We start from the raw sequence: 14640 nt of genomic DNA, 5'->3' as shown, positions 1-14640 counted from the left end.
CTATTTGTTCAGCACGTCTGCGTGTTCAGGGTGGCGGCGGAATTGAGTGGCTGCAAAGGGGCACAGGGGCAAAATCTTCTTGCCCGCTGCCCGCATATCTTCGACTGCCCGCGCCACAAGCGCTTGGCCATATCCCCCACCGCGCAGGCTATCGGGCACGCTGGTATGGTCGATGATAATCATCGAGTCTCCCGCCTTGGAAAACGTCATTTCGGCCACGTCGCCATTATCAGTGGTTATAAAATAGCGCCCGCCACTGCCGCTTTCTTCCAGCTTGATATCCATGGCGTTCAACCGCTTCTCAAAGATGGCAGGCCAATGCCAGTGGATTCAAAACCGCCATCAACGCTGATCAACTGGCCGGTGACATAGCTGGCTTTGGGCGAACACAGAAACACGATCACGTTGGCGATTTCGTCTTCACTGCCGTATCGGTTGAGCGGAATAGCGTCATGGTAAGCGTCGATGATATCTTGGGTATGCACGGCCATAGCGAGCTTTGTGCGCACCGGGCCAGGCGCGACACAATTGGCGCGGATGCCGTATTCACCGAGTTCCGCAGCCAGTTGCTCTGTCAGATGGATGACAGCGGCTTTCGATGTTCCATAGGCCACACGAAGCGTCGAGGCGCGCAGGCCGGAAATAGACGCGATGTTGACGATAGCACCCTTCGATTGCTTCAGCAGCGGGGTCGCCGCCTGCGAACACAAAAACACGCCGTCAAGATTTGTTTCCATAACCGTGCGCCAACGCTTGAAGTCCGTGCCTTCGATGGGGCCAAAATCAGCGACACCGGCATTATTGACCAGCGCATCGAGACGTCCGAAATGCGCTTGCGTTCGTTCGATCATTTCGTCCACCTGTTCAGGTGCGGAAATGTCGAGATTGAGCGGGAGAGCGGAATTGATGCCTTTGGAAGCCGCAGCCAGCTCATCACCGTCACGGTCTACCATGACAACACGGTAGCCCTCTTCAATGAACAACTTGGTGGTTGCCAAGCCGATGCCACGGGCGGCGCCTGTGACGAGGGCAACTTTTTCGGTCATGCGGATTTTCCTGCGTGAGATACCAGCACGCCAACGCTAACCCAAAGGCAGGCGAAATCAATAATGCGGAGGGCGGGTGTTTTCATGGGGGCCGGTGCCGGCTTCTTCCACTTCGGTCAGCCGATCACGAAAACGCATCAAGGCGTGGGTAACTTCATCAATGCGCTTCCATTGATCGCGCACCAGAGCGGACAACTCTTCGATCTCTTTGGTTTGGTGCGCGATGGTTTCTTCCAGCGCGTCGATGCGCTTGCTATCCGACATGGGCTAGTCGCCCATTTTGAGCGCTTCGATGAAAGCGGTCTGCGGAATTTCCACCTTGCCGAACTGGCGCATCTTTTTCTTGCCCGCCTTCTGCTTGTCCAGCAGCTTGCGCTTGCGCGAGGCGTCGCCGCCGTAGCACTTGGCCGTCACATCCTTGCGCAGCGCGGAGATAGTCTCGCGCGCGATCACATTGCCGCCAATGGCCGCCTGAATCGGGATTTTGAACATGTGTTTGGGGATCAGCTCTTTGAGCTTCTCACACATCACACGGCCCCGATTGGTTGCGGCCGAACGGTGGACCAGCATGGACAGCGCATCAACCGGCTCGCCATTGACCAACATCGCCAGTTTCACCAGATCACCCTCACGGTATTCGTGCATCTGGTAGTCGAAGCTTGCATAGCCGCGCGAGATGGATTTCAGCCGGTCGTAAAAGTCGAACACCACTTCGTTCAGCGGCAGTTCGTATTCCAACATGGCGCGTTTGCCGACATAGGTGAGATTGGTCTGGATGCCGCGGCGCTCCTGACACAATTTCAAGATCGGGCCAAGATATTCATCAGGCGTGAGGATCGTGGCTTTGATCCAAGGTTCGTGAATTTCCAAAATCTTCATCACGTCCGGCATGTCCGCCGGATTGTGCAATTGCATTTCCGATCCATCGCGCAATTTCAACGTGTAGACCACGCTAGGCGCAGTTGCGATCAGATCGAGGTCAAACTCGCGTTCCAACCGCTCCTGAATGATTTCCAAGTGCAGCAGACCAAGGAAACCGCAGCGGAAGCCGAATCCAAGTGCAGCAGACGATTCCATTTCGTAGGAGAAACTCGCATCGTTGAGGCGCAGCTTGCCGACCGCAGCCCTCAAATCCTCGAAATCATCTGCATCGACGGGGAACAGGCCACAGAACACGACGGGTTGCGCGGGTTTAAAGCCGGGGAACGGAGATTCGGTTGGTTTTTTGTCTTCCGTGATCGTGTCGCCAACGCGGGTATCAGCCACTTCCTTAATGGAAGCAGTAATGAAGCCGATTTCACCGGGGCCGAGTTCGTCGACGGTTTCCAGCTTCGGAGTGATGACGCCAACACGCTCAACGGGATACTTCGCATCCGTTCCGATCATGCGGATCGTCTGGCCTTTTTTCATTTTGCCATCAACCACCCGCACCAGCACGATCACACCGAGATAGGCGTCGTACCAGGAATCGACCAGCAGAGCCTTAAGCGGCTTGTTTGGATCACCCTCTTTCGGCGGCGGCAATTGGTGGACGATCGCTTCCAGCACGTCTTCGATGCCAAGGCCAGTTTTTGCAGAAATTTCTACTGCACCCGAGGCATCCAGCCCAATAACTTCTTCAATCTGGGCTTTGACGCGATCCGGCTCGGCGGCGGGCAGGTCGATTTTGTTGAGAACGGTCGCAATCTCGTGGTCATTGTCGATGGCTTGATAGACGTTGGCGAGCGTCTGCGCTTCCACACCTTGGGATGCGTCAACCACCAGCAACGAGCCTTCGCACGCTGACAGAGAACGGGAAACCTCGTAGGCAAAGTCCACATGGCCGGGCGTATCAATGAGATTGAGGATATAATCCTCGCCATTTTTCGCCTTGTAATCCAGCCGCACAGTTTGCGCCTTGATGGTGATGCCGCGCTCTTGCTCAATGTCCATATTGTCTAGCACTTGCTCGGACATTTCACGCTCGGTCAAACCACCGCAAACCTGAATCAGACGGTCTGCCAAAGTGGATTTGCCATGGTCGATATGGGCGACGATGGAAAAATTACGGATGTGGGAAAGATCTGTGCTCATGGGATCGTATTTAGACCAATATAAAGGCCGCGCAAGCGCCGTTTTGCTGTCCGTGTCGAAATGCCCGATGGGAGCGAAGGCTAGAAATGACGAACCATTCGACGTGGTTTTCAGCTTTGGTATAATCAGAGACACACTCACCCAAAGATGGCCTTTCCACCATGATCTTCTCGCGCATACTTAGCGGATCAAAACGCTCCTTCGACAGCCTGTCGGAGCAGGAAATATTGGCCCTCGCCATATCTTCAGAAGAGGAAGATGCACGCATCTATCAATCCTATGCAGACGGCTTGCGGGAGGACTATCCGGCCTCTGCTGCTGTCTTTGACGGAATGGTGAAAGAAGAGAACGAACACCGCAGGCGCTTGATTGATCTGCACGTGCAGCGCTTCGGTGACCATGTGCCGCTCATCCGCCGCGAACACGTGCGCGGTTTTTACACCCGAAAGGCCGATTGGCTGGTTCGACCGTTGGGCGTCGACAATGTGCGCAAACAGGCGGTCGCCATGGAGGAACAAGCGCACCGCTTTTATCTGCAGGCCGCTGAGCGCGCCAACGATGCCTCAACGCGAAAACTGCTGGGTGATCTGGCGCTGGCTGAGTCCTCGCATATGTCGCTCGCAGCGCAAATGACGGATGCCATCGCAGATTCTGGTGAGATTGACGAAGAGGCCGAGACGGAAAAGCGGGCCTTTATCCTGACTTATGTTCAGCCCGGTCTTGCAGGATTGATTGACGGCTCGATTTCCACGCTCGCGCCGGTGTTCGCCGCAGCGTTCGCCACCCGCGATACGTGGGAAACTTTCCTCATTGGCTTTGCCGCTTCGATTGGCGCTGGTATTTCGATGGGCTTTACCGAAGCCCTATCCGACGACGGAAAGCTGACGGGGCGCGGTTCGCCGATCAAACGCGGGTTTGCATCCGGCATCATGACCACGGTTGGCGGATTGGGGCATGCCCTACCCTATCTCATCACGGATTTCTGGACCGCGACATTCACCGCCGGCATCGTGGTGGTCTTTGAACTGTGGGCGATTGCCTGGATTCAAAACCGCTACATGGAAACACCGTTCCTGCGCTCCGCCCTGCAGATCGTGTTTGGCGGCGCACTGGTGCTCGCGGCGGGAATTTTGATCGGCAGTGCGTGAGGGTTTTGCGGCGGGAGAAGTCCGTTCACCGCCTCCAAAGCGCTTTGGAAAGAGGTGGAACCGACGCTCGCCCGCTAAGAGGGATGGGTGCGGGTTTGCGTCGGTTCCGGGTTCATGCCGTCTCAACCAGTCCACTTGCAAAGACTGGGAGGTGAGCACGGTGCCTTCGCGATGGACCACCCTGAAACTTGCGCTTCAAGGCTTGCGCCCCATCCATTCGCGTCGGCGTGCTTATATGTAGCCGCAAAGATTCAAACTTGGCACGTATGTAACAGTTACGTTTACGTAAATAGAGGTTACATGGCGTTAAATCCTTTTAATTCATGTGCTTCGCTGAAGCGAAAATTCCACGTTTCGTGAAGTTTCACGCAAGATGGCGTATGAAACCCCTAGCGGAACGATGCCAGACCAGCGGCATCGAGCTTCTCAACAAGCTGCTTGGCGACGCTTGCATCGAATCCCCGCTTGATAAGACGGTCCAGGGGATCGGTCGCAAAGCCAGGCTCAGCACGCACCAATTCCTCCAGCGCCTTGCGCGCTGTATCAAAATCCGTGCGGCTATGTGCGCCGATTGCAACCGCCATCGCGAGAAGCGGAGAGCGGCGCATGTCCATCATTGTTGTGATGTCTTGGGCCGATTTGAAATCCCGGGATAATTGCGCACCCAAAAAACGGTAGAAATCGAACCAAGCGGGCCGTACCGCCAGAAGCTGATCGGCTTTGCCCAGAAACTCATTGCCACGCTCCACATCACCAATGGAAATGAGCCACGCTGCATAATCGCCCAAAATATCTGCGTCGTAGGGGTTCAGTTTGATGGCCTCTAGCGCCGATTGATTAGCCGCTTGGCGTTGGCCCAGAACCTTTTGAACGGCAAACAATGCTTGATGCGCTCGCGCCGATTGCGGGCCCAGTGCAATGGCCTTTTGTGCCATGCGTTGCGCAGCTTCCAGCGGATCGCGTTCGAGACGGTTGCGGTCTTCGCGGTGTTCGTCGAGATACAGGAAAGTAAGAATGGCGTAGATTGATGGCAATTTGGTGCCGCTTTCCAGCGCCGCCTCAGCGCAGGCGCGAGCGTTTGCGTGGCCCGGATCGCTCTCAAAATAGAAATACTGATAGCCTTTGATCACGCAATCCAGCTGGCTGCGCATTCCTCTTGCATTGGCGACATCGACGTAGATCACGCCATAAGGCGAAGCGACCGGAGAATAGATGCGGCCCAGAATGTCGAGGACATTGCGGTCTCCCACCGAAGCTGGCCTGTCGATCAGGCGGCTTGATGACCAAATCACCACATCATCGCGGGTGCGCTTCAGTGCACCAAAAAACCGCACCTGTTCACCGCGCCTGCGGGCGGTAACTTCCATCACGTAGTCAGCCTCGGGCAGCTCGCCAGCCTCTTCACCCTCACTGCGTTGCAATCCCATGAATTGATAATCGTTGAATCTCGACATCACATAGCCAATGGAATCAGCAAACTCACCAATGCCGAACCAGTCAGGATAACTGGCCTCCGGCAGCTTCAGCACGGCAACGATTCGTGGAAGGCGACCTGTGTCTTGCGGGGCCAATTGCAGTGTTGGGTCGGTGGCACTGTCAGCACGAAAGGTCGAATAGATAAGAAGACTTAAATTCACCAGCGCCACAACGCCCAAAATGGCTACAGCCAGAGCGAGCCAGCGCAACATTCTGTGTTGACCCGTCACCAGTCGAGCGAGCTTCGGCGTTGGCTGCGTTGGCGCGGGCTCTGCGACAACGGAGGCGGGGACAGGCGCCTCGACCGGAGTTTCAGACAGCGGCACCTCGGTTGGTGTCTTCGACTGCTCAAACGTTGGAACATAAGAACCCGGCTCCAGCACGATGCGTACAGCTTCATCGTCTTCTATCTGCGCGTTGTGCAGCGCAAGCGCTTGGCGAAGGCGGCCAGCCGCCACGCGAACAGCGGCGGATTCCTGCGGGTCAAAATCCTCCTCACGGCCCAAAGCATCGACCGCGATGCTGTAGGCTTTGATATCGGCCTCTTCACCGTCGAGCTTTTTGGTGACGACGAATCTTAGAAAATTTGAGAGTTGTTGCGAACCTGAAATTGACTCGGCCGCCAGCGCCCGTTCAAGCGCGGCTTCCACGTCTTTTCGCTGTGCGCCCCCGGAAGCATCGAGCGCCATGCGCTGTTCCTCCGATTCCCTCATTGCGGCAGTGTCAGTGAAAACGAGTTAAAAATCAAAGCTCTTCATTGGTGTATCTTGTCACGAATTGATGCAGCAAGCGGTTAAGCAGGGCTATATCTTCATCACGCGACAACCGGTGGTCGCCATCCGGCACCATGGTAAGCGCGACATTATCGTGGACAAGTTCGGCCACGATACGGTGGGCGTGATCGGCAGGCACATCGGGATCGGCAGCGCCTTGCAGAATGTGAACGGGTTTTCCAACGTTGAGGCCGGAGCCAAAAATCAGATTGTTGCGGCCATCTTCGATCAATTGCCGCGTGATGATGTTTGGTTCATCGGAATAGGGTGTTGGCTCAGCAACATAACCGTTCTGCGCCATTTCTTCCCGTTGCTCATCACTAAAGGCTGGTTCCATCAATTCGCTGGTGAAATCGGGCGCGGGTGCGATCAGGAACAGACCCGCAATGCGATCTTTTTCACCGCGCTTTTGCAACTCTTGCACAAGCCGCAGCGCAATCCATCCGCCCATTGAGGAACCGACCAGAATTTGCGGACCGAAAGTCTGTTCCAAAATCACAGCCACGCTTTCGGCCACCCAGCGCGAAATTGTACCTTGGGTAAATTCACCCCCCGATTCGCCGTGGCCAGAATAGTCAAACCGCAGCGACGAAACACCCAACTGTTCGGCCAGAGCAACCATCGCTTCGGCCTTTGTGCCCAGCATGTCGGATTTGAATCCACCCAGCCAGATCAGGCCGGGAGCCCTATCACGCACGGATTTGCGGATAGCAATTAGTGTCGATGATGACGCTTCATCTGGCCAGTGGTGTTGTAGGGTGGTAGCAGTTTCCATATCGCTGTTTCCGGCTAAGCCATGCAAGTTTGCGACCCCCTTCAAAGCGAAAGCGGAACAAAACATCAAGATGAGCGCGAAGCCGGACGAACCGAAAACCATTCTCCAAGTCTTACCCGGCCTGCACACCGGCGGAGCCGAACGCACCGCGATCGACATCAGCCAAACGATAGTAGACCGCGGCTGGCGCTCGATTATCGCGAGCAGCGGTGGGCGCATGGTGCCAGAAGTGGAGGCGCATGGCGCAGTCCACATACAGATGCCAGTGGATTCCAAAAATCCGTTGACGATTTGGCGCAACGCGCAACGCTTGAAAAAGCTCATCACAGAGAAAAACGTTGATCTCATCCATGCGCGGTCGCGCAGTCCTGCCTGGTCTTGCCTTTGGGCCGCGTGGGCCAAAAAGATCCCTTTCGTGACCACCTATCACGGTGCCTATTCGCAATCGAATGCTGTCAAAGCCTATTATAACTCGGTCATGGCACGGGCTGATGTTGTGATCGCCAACTCGAACTGGACCGCGGATCTCATTCGTTCGCGCAACCCTTGGGCCGATGGACGGATACAGACCGTCTATCGGGGAACAAACTTTGAAGACTTCAACACGGACACAATTGATGCCGAGCGCTTGGCCAAGCTGCGCAACGATTGGGGTCTGAAAGTCGATGACTTCGTGGTTCTCCAATTAGCGCGGCTCACGGAATGGAAGGGCCAACGGGTCGTGATCGATTGTGCGGCCAAAATCGCACCGCACTATCCACAAACACGGTTCGTATTGGCTGGTGATCCACAAGGACGGGAAGACTATGTAGCCTCGCTGAAAAGCTCAGTAGAAGCGCATGGTATTGCCGCAAACTTATCAATGCCCGGCCATTGCGATGATCCAGCGGCGGCCATGGCGTTGGCCGATGTGGTGATTGTCGCCTCAATCGATGCGGAAGCCTTCGGACGGGCAGCGGTGGAAGCAAGCGCTTTTGAAAAGCCGTTGATCGTTACCGATATTGGCGCTGTGGTAGAGACAGTGCTGTGTCCACCCGCCGTAGATGAAAGCGAACGAACGGGCTGGAAAGTGCTGGCGGGCGATGCGGACGCGATGGCGCAAGCTCTGCAAGCGCTGCTTGATATGGATGACGCGGAGCGGCAACGTGTAGGACGCAATGCACGAAACTATGTCGTGGCCAACTTCTCATTGGAACGCATGTGCCGTGAAACGCTTGGCATTTACGAGAAATTGCTTGATACGGCGTGAACCATGGCGCAATGCATGATCTCGCCAAGCGTTACGAATTCTGCTACGAAGTCTTCGTGTCGCTTGATGCATTGAACCGCCTAAAACGAAACAGAAAAAAGGATCACCACGATTCGCCGTCCACACAGAGCTGCCCAGCCACAAAGATCAGGCCCACGGGCTAACAAAGATATCATCGCCCCCGAAGTTCAATTGATTGACGCTGAGGGCACCAACCACGGTTCCGTTCCGCTTGAAAGAGCCTTGGAAATGGCAGAGGAAGCCGGCCTTGATTTGGTCGAGATCTCTCCAACCAACCGCCCCCCCATTTGCAAAATCCTGGACTTCGGGAAATACAAGTACGCCGCTCAGAAAAAAGCTGCCGAAGCCCGCAAAAAGCAGAAAGTCATCGAGGTCAAAGAGATCAAGATGCGCCCTAACATCGACACCCACGATTATGAGGTCAAGATGCGGGCTGTTCGCAGATTTTTCGAGGATGGTGACAAGGTAAAGGTCACACTGCGCTTCCGTGGCCGTGAAATGGCTCACATGAACCTCGGCATGGACCTTTTGAAGAAGGTCAAGGAAGACACCGACGAAATCGCCAAAGTGGAGGCCGAACCGAAACTGGAAGGCCGCCAGATGATGATGGTTTTGGCACCTAAGTAGACGTCCTGACATCATCACCTTGTTTCACTGCCGGGTTGTGGCAACCTCCTTTTAAACCGCTTTCAGAAGAGCTCATCAGGAGAACGCAACCCGCGCAGCCGAACAATGGATCAAACCCCGATCAGCAAGGAAACATCGACCCCTATGCAGGCGCAATCGCGTGGCAAACGCGGTTTCCTGACGCGATTTTTTCTGCCGGACGGCCTGTCAGGCAAACTGCTTATGATCACCGCGCTGTTCATCATGCTGGCCGAAGTTTTGATCTTTGTGCCTTCGGTCGCGAACTATCGCCTGACCTGGCTAAAGCGCCAGTTTACGACGGGCGAGGTGGCAAGCCTTTCGCTGCGCGAATTGCCCGACAGCCAGTCTTCCGAAGCATTGCGTATGAAACTTCTCGATCTGACGCAGACCGATCTCATTGTCTTTGAGCGCGACGGTGCGCGGGAAATTCTGGCCAGACGCGATATGCCTGTGTCGATTGACGACCAGATCATGGTCACAGATCCAGGGCGGCTTCAGGCAATTTACTCCATCCGCGATGCGCTCGATACATTGATTTTTGGCGGCGATCGCACGATCCGGGTTTATGGACCGATGGCGCAAAGTCCGGGACAGCTTGAAATGGTCATGTCGGACGAACCGATGCGAGAAGCCATGTTGGGCTATGCCCGCAATGTTTTACTGATCTCGCTATCGCTTGCGTTTCTGACCGCTGGACTCGTCTTCCTTACTTTGCGTTCATTCCTGATCCGGCCACTACAATCCATGACGAGTCGCATGTTGGCCTTCGCCCGGGATCCACAAGACGGCGACTTAGTGATCAAACCCACAGGCAGGCGTGACGAGATAGGGGTGGCGGAAGAACAATTGAGCGCGATGCAAAAGCAGGTTCGCGGACAGATGAACCAGCAACGGCGTTTGGCAGACCTCGGCTTGGCTGTCTCCAAAATCAACCACGATCTGCGCAATATTTTGGCTTCGGCGTCGCTGTTCTCCGATCGGCTTACCAGCCTTGAAGACCCAACCGTGCAGCGTCTTGCGCCGCGTTTGGTGCGGACGATTGATCGTGCGGTGGATTACACCCGTTCCGTTCTGGAATACGGCAAGGCAGGCGAAGGGGAACCGAAACGCGCCATCTTAAAGCTGCATCGCTTGATGGAAGAGGTTGCTCAAGTTCTGTCGCTCGATATGGAAAGCGATGTGGAATGGAACAACAAGGTTGCACCCGATCTTGAGATTGAGGCCGATGCCGATCAGTTCTTCCGAGTAGCGCTTAATCTTTGCAGGAACTCAGTGCAGGTGATGACTGCGATGAACGATGCCAATGTTGTGCGCAGGCTGACTGTTGAAGCCAATAGCCGTGACAGCGGTGTGGAAATTCTAGTTTCAGACACTGGCCCCGGCTTTGAGACAGATGCTCGGGACAAGTTGTTTTCGGCCTTCGCCAAATCCACCCGCGCCGGTGGGACGGGCCTGGGACTAGCGATTGCGGCTGAGCTGGTTTGGAACCATGGCGGCACAATTGAACTGCTGGACAATGATATGCCGGGCGCGCAGTTCCGACTTTGGCTCCCCACAGCTTCGGTTTAGTCGTCTCAAGAAGCTTTCTTGGAAATCCACTTTTTCCAAAGTGCCGCTTCACCCATTTTCTCGACAAATTCCGCGTGAGCCTGAAGTTCCTGGCGGCTTATGCGTGGCGGCAATTTTCCTGGCCGCTGCTTTTGTGGTGCGTAGGAACCGGGTGAAACGCGGGCATTGGCCGATTGTTCCTCGCCATCGTCAAAGCCAAGGCCAGCCTGACGGCCCCCGGTGAGTTCGAGATAAACTTCGGCCAGAAGTTCAGAATCGAGCAGTGCGCCATGCAACGTGCGGTGTGCATTGGAAATACCGAAGCGTGAACACAGAGCATCAAGCGAAGCGCGTGCACCGGGAAATTTTCGTCTTGCGATTTCCAGCGTGTCGATCACACGCGCAGGGTCGAAAGGAGTAAGCCCGGCGCGGGTCATTTCGGCGTTGAAAAAGCCCATGTCAAATTTCGCATTATGCGCGACCAGCGCACCTTCGCCGAAGAAATCCATGAACTCATCGATCACATTTTCAAAGAACGGCTTATCCTTGAGGTCTTCGTTGGAAATTCCGTGAACAGCCTTTGCATCGGGGTGAACCTCCCGATCGCCCGGATTGAGATAAATGTGAAACGTTTTTCCCGTTGGGAAACGGTTGATCAGCTCGACAGCACCGATTTCGATGATTCGGTCCCCTTCCCGCGCATTTAGGCCGGTTGTTTCCGTATCGAATATGATTTCACGCATGATCGTCGATCTCCAAAGGAGTGTAGATGTGAAGGAGCTGTGCCACCGCTTCGCGGGCGGCGTCTAGACCCAGAGAAGAATCGATGATGTGATCTGCGCGGGCGCGTTTTTCAACATCGGGCACTTGCCGCGCCAGAATGGCCTCGAATTTTTCCTCGTTCATTCCGGGACGGGTCAGCACCCGCTCCCGCTGAACTTCGGGTGGAGCGGAAACCACGATAATGGCATCCACCTTGTCGGCATTGTTGCGCTCGAACAAAAGTGGTGCATCCATGATGGCAATAGCGTGACCTTCCTGCCCGATCCGTTCGCGAAATGCCATTTCTTCGCGGTGAACGAGCGGATGCACAATGGCTTCCAGTTTCTTCATCGCGTCTTCTTTGCCGATGACATGGCTGCTCAAAAGCGCCCGATCAACGGTGCCATTCTTCGTTGTGCCAGGAAACGCCTCTTCAATAAGTGGCACCGCTTCACCTTCATAAAGCGCATGAACGGTGGCGTCAGAATCAAAGACGGGAACGCCAGCATCGCGAAACATCTGAGCCGTGGTTGATTTGCCCATGCCGATGGAACCAGTAAGCCCCAAAAGCAATGGTTGCATGCGCTCACCCAAATCGCGCTCAATCATGGCTCGCAGCGCTTTAGACACCGATGGCCGCACCCCGAACCATTGTTCGAAACCCGGAACGGCTTGGTGCAATAACATGCCCAAGCCATCGACAATTTTCAGCCCGTGCCTTTGCGCCTCACGCAGAAAGGGGGTGATCAATGGGGTGTAAACGATATCGGTAACGATCACTTTGTCTTTTACATTGGCGAATTCCAGAGGCCGTTGATCGTCATTATCCATGCCAAGAGATGTTGTGTTGATGATGAGATCAGCCTGCGAGGCATGAAAAGATGCCTCTTTTAGTTCCACAGCAACACAGCTTTCACCGAATTGTCCGACAAGCGATTCAGCCCGCGCGAGTGTTCGGTTAGCGATGACGATGCGTTTGAACCTAGCCTGAACCAATACATCTATGATCGCCCGTGATGCGCCACCTGCGCCAAGCACCAGGACTGTTCTCTCAGACGCATCGTTAGACCAACCGGGCGCCTGGTCGTCGAGATTTCTTGCAAAGCCGATGCCGTCCGTGTTGGCGCCCCAAAGCGTCGTGCCTTTTAACCAAACCGTGTTTACCGCACCTAAGCGTTCCGCCGCTTCATCGCGCCAAACAACATGATCATGAGCCGTCTCTTTATGTGGGATTGTAATGTTGCCACCGACAAAACCCTTGTCAGCCATTGCATCGAGAAACGCCGTGAAGTTTTCCGGTTCCACGGCGATTTTTTCATAGGAACCATCAATACCATGCAGGCGCAGCCAGTGGGTGTGCACCAACGGCGAGCGCGAATGCTTGATCGGCCAACCGGCAACGAACGCCTTTTTGGGGTGCGCGGCGTCAGCCATCAATCACGTTTTCCTTGCGCAAAGCGTTCAGCAGCGGAAGCAAGGGAAGACCCATAATGGAGAACAGATCGCCACCAATAGATTGGAACAATTGCGCGCCCGGCCCCTCAATTTGATATGCACCAACGGATGACAAAACAGCATCGCCGGTGCTTGCCAAATGCCGCCCTACGAAACCGGGATCGAATTCACGCATCACCATTTTGCAAGGTTCCACATGCCGCCAAACCGTTTGGCCGTCTTTAGCCAACACTACAGCAGAATGAAGCATATGGGTTTTTCCCGATAGCGCGATAAGACGTCGTCGCGCTTCGTCCATGTCTTTCGGTTTGTGGAGCACTTCCCCTTCGAAGGACAGGATCTGATCGCAGCCGATTACCCATGCGCCAATTTGTGCTTGTGAAACCTGCCCCGCCTTCGCTTCAGCTAGAATTTCCGCGCGGTCTTCCGGCAGAACATCGGCTTGCGCCAGTGGCGCCTCAAGCGCCCGCTCGTCCAGCGTCGATGGTATTTGCTCTATCGTCAGCCCAGCATTGCGCAAAATATCAGCCCTGAACGTGCTTCCAGACGCGAGAACGATGCGTTTTTGATCCGTCATGGTGTCGAACTCCGCTTCAAGGCGATCAAGATTGGGCGATGAGGGTGGGTTTAGGAATCGTTTTGCATCAAGGCAAGAATAGCAGCCGCCGTCTCCTCAACAGAACGTTTGGAGACATCAATCATCGGCCAGGAATTGTCCTGGCACAATTGCCGTGTCCACACGAGTTCCTCCTGGATTGAAGCGCGGTCAATATAGGCGTCGTCGGTCATATCGCGCTCGAAAGCCAGAAGACGGTTTTCGCGCACCTGAAGAATCCGCTCTGTTGAGGCGATAAGTGCAACAATCAGTGGCTTTTTAGAGTTGATGACATTGTCCGGCAGATCATTGCCTGGAACCAACGGGATGTTGCACACCTTCAAACCCCGTTGGGCTAGATAGATGCTGGTGGGTGTTTTCGATGTTCTGCTGATGCCGATCAGAATCACATCGATTTCCTCAATATCATCAGGAAGGTTGCCGTCATCATGGTTCATCGCAAAACGCAACGCTTCCAGGCGGCCAAAATAATCCTCATCCAGTGCGTGCTGCGCCCCCACCTGTCCGGACATTTTCTCCCCTAGATGAGAATCGAAGACTTGCGTCAGGGGATCCAAAACATTGATCGCAGGTGCCTCCAATGCCCGACAGCGTGCTTGAAGAAATTCGCTGTGAGCCTCGTTGACCAGTGTGTAGAGGACAATACCGGGAGCATCCTCGATTTTCTTGAGCGCCGTTTTCAGCGCTTCCTCATCGCGAACCATCGGTGAAATATGCTCGATGGCACGCCAATTGGTGTATTGCGCTGCGGCCGCTCGCCCTACTGTGGTTAATGTTTCTCCGGTAGAATCGGAGATCATGTGGAGATGAAAGAAGCTCTTTTTCGAGACCTTTTCTCGGGCTTTTTGAAGCCAGGATCGAACGGCCATGGGAGTTTCCTTTCAGCTCACGCGGGTAATCGACACATTTCGCATTTGTGAATCAATGTGGACAAAAACGATGAATCGGGCAGCGGCTGGTTTTGATGCCCACTGGAGCAAAATCCATCCACATGCGGAAAGGGAGGGACAGGTTTCAGTTGGGTTTGTGAGTTAACGGTTTATTCACCTT

14 protein-coding genes and 1 pseudogene are annotated in these 14640 nt (G+C 54.8%); 4 read left to right on the top strand and 11 right to left on the bottom strand.

Translation table 11 applies throughout. From position 1 onward, the window contains the following. From ACFQ14_RS10045 to lepA, 4 genes are read right to left on the bottom strand one after another with little or no spacing between them, the layout of a single operon-like run. Window positions 1–285: a GNAT family N-acetyltransferase gene (locus ACFQ14_RS10045; protein WP_377212598.1), complete on the bottom strand. Its 285-nt coding sequence runs from the start codon at window positions 283–285 to the stop codon at window positions 1–3. A 5-nt stretch (window positions 286–290) separates the two neighbouring features. Continuing rightward, window positions 291–1046, bottom strand: coding sequence for an SDR family NAD(P)-dependent oxidoreductase (locus ACFQ14_RS10040; protein ID WP_377212597.1), 756 nt, complete (start codon window positions 1044–1046; stop codon window positions 291–293). Between the two features lie 57 nt (window positions 1047–1103). Then, the gene (locus ACFQ14_RS10035) at window positions 1104–1310 is read right to left on the bottom strand and encodes a SlyX family protein (protein WP_377212596.1); all 207 of its coding nucleotides are present in this window, start codon (window positions 1308–1310) and stop codon (window positions 1104–1106) included. A gap of 3 nt (window positions 1311–1313) precedes the next feature. Next, window positions 1314–3119, bottom strand: a complete 1806-nt coding sequence (lepA, locus tag ACFQ14_RS10030; RefSeq protein WP_377212948.1) for a translation elongation factor 4 — start codon at window positions 3117–3119, stop codon at window positions 1314–1316. Window positions 3120–3283: 164 nt separating this feature from the next. Here lepA and mbfA point away from each other — a divergent pair, with 164 nt between their 5' ends. Next, window positions 3284–4267: an iron exporter MbfA gene (mbfA, locus tag ACFQ14_RS10025; protein ID WP_377212947.1), complete on the top strand. Its 984-nt coding sequence runs from the start codon at window positions 3284–3286 to the stop codon at window positions 4265–4267. 389 nt (window positions 4268–4656) lie between these two features. Here the strand turns inward: mbfA and ACFQ14_RS10020 are convergent, their stop codons facing one another. Both ACFQ14_RS10020 and ACFQ14_RS10015 read right to left on the bottom strand, forming a co-directional pair. Beyond that, the gene (locus ACFQ14_RS10020) at window positions 4657–6432 is read right to left on the bottom strand and encodes a hypothetical protein (protein WP_377212595.1); all 1776 of its coding nucleotides are present in this window, start codon (window positions 6430–6432) and stop codon (window positions 4657–4659) included. A gap of 55 nt (window positions 6433–6487) precedes the next feature. Beyond that, complete coding sequence (locus tag ACFQ14_RS10015) at window positions 6488–7291, bottom strand: alpha/beta hydrolase (protein ID WP_377212594.1); 804 nt, start codon at window positions 7289–7291, stop codon at window positions 6488–6490. 70 nt (window positions 7292–7361) lie between these two features. Here ACFQ14_RS10015 and ACFQ14_RS10010 point away from each other — a divergent pair, with 70 nt between their 5' ends. From ACFQ14_RS10010 to ACFQ14_RS10000, 3 genes are all read left to right on the top strand, one after another. Then, complete coding sequence (locus ACFQ14_RS10010) at window positions 7362–8540, top strand: glycosyltransferase family 4 protein (RefSeq protein WP_377212593.1); 1179 nt, start codon at window positions 7362–7364, stop codon at window positions 8538–8540. A 111-nt stretch (window positions 8541–8651) separates the two neighbouring features. After that, window positions 8652–9188 carry a translation initiation factor IF-3 gene (infC, locus tag ACFQ14_RS10005; RefSeq protein WP_377212946.1) on the top strand — a complete coding sequence of 179 codons (537 nt, stop codon included), beginning with the start codon at window positions 8652–8654 and terminating at the stop codon, window positions 9186–9188. Window positions 9189–9293: 105 nt separating this feature from the next. Next, window positions 9294–10778 (top strand): ATP-binding protein, encoded by a 1485-nt coding sequence (locus tag ACFQ14_RS10000; RefSeq protein WP_377212592.1) that lies wholly within the window; start codon window positions 9294–9296, stop codon window positions 10776–10778. 5 nt (window positions 10779–10783) lie between these two features. On the opposite strand, the gene dnaQ is transcribed toward ACFQ14_RS10000, so the two are convergent. The 5 genes and pseudogenes from dnaQ to ACFQ14_RS09975 all read right to left on the bottom strand — a co-directional run bounded on the left by dnaQ (window position 10784) and on the right by ACFQ14_RS09975 (window position 14459). Further along, entirely contained in the window at window positions 10784–11500 is a 717-nt protein-coding gene (gene dnaQ / locus ACFQ14_RS09995; RefSeq protein ID WP_377212591.1) for a DNA polymerase III subunit epsilon, read from the bottom strand. After that, window positions 11493–12101, bottom strand: a complete 609-nt coding sequence (coaE, locus tag ACFQ14_RS09990) for a dephospho-CoA kinase (RefSeq protein WP_377212945.1) — start codon at window positions 12099–12101, stop codon at window positions 11493–11495. The genes dnaQ and coaE overlap by 8 nt, the downstream gene beginning before the upstream one ends. A 3-nt stretch (window positions 12102–12104) precedes the next feature. Beyond that, window positions 12105–12953: pseudogene (locus ACFQ14_RS09985) on the bottom strand (shikimate dehydrogenase); the annotation flags it as partial. Beyond that, complete coding sequence (locus tag ACFQ14_RS09980; RefSeq protein WP_377212590.1) at window positions 12946–13551, bottom strand: Maf-like protein; 606 nt, start codon at window positions 13549–13551, stop codon at window positions 12946–12948. The pseudogene ACFQ14_RS09985 and the gene ACFQ14_RS09980, both read right to left, overlap by 8 nt. Before the next feature lie 50 nt (window positions 13552–13601). Continuing rightward, the gene (locus tag ACFQ14_RS09975) at window positions 13602–14459 is read right to left on the bottom strand and encodes a pyruvate, water dikinase regulatory protein (RefSeq protein WP_377212589.1); all 858 of its coding nucleotides are present in this window, start codon (window positions 14457–14459) and stop codon (window positions 13602–13604) included. Between the last annotated feature and the right edge of the window lie 181 nt (window positions 14460–14640).

Origin of the sequence: Pseudahrensia aquimaris, assembly GCF_042676045.1 — a bacterium.
In the GTDB taxonomy this organism is placed as follows: Bacteria; Pseudomonadota; Alphaproteobacteria; order Rhizobiales; family Rhizobiaceae; genus Pseudahrensia; species Pseudahrensia aquimaris.
The sequence above is the reverse complement of the archived record's forward strand: the minus strand, read 5'-3'. Positions and strand labels throughout refer to the sequence as shown.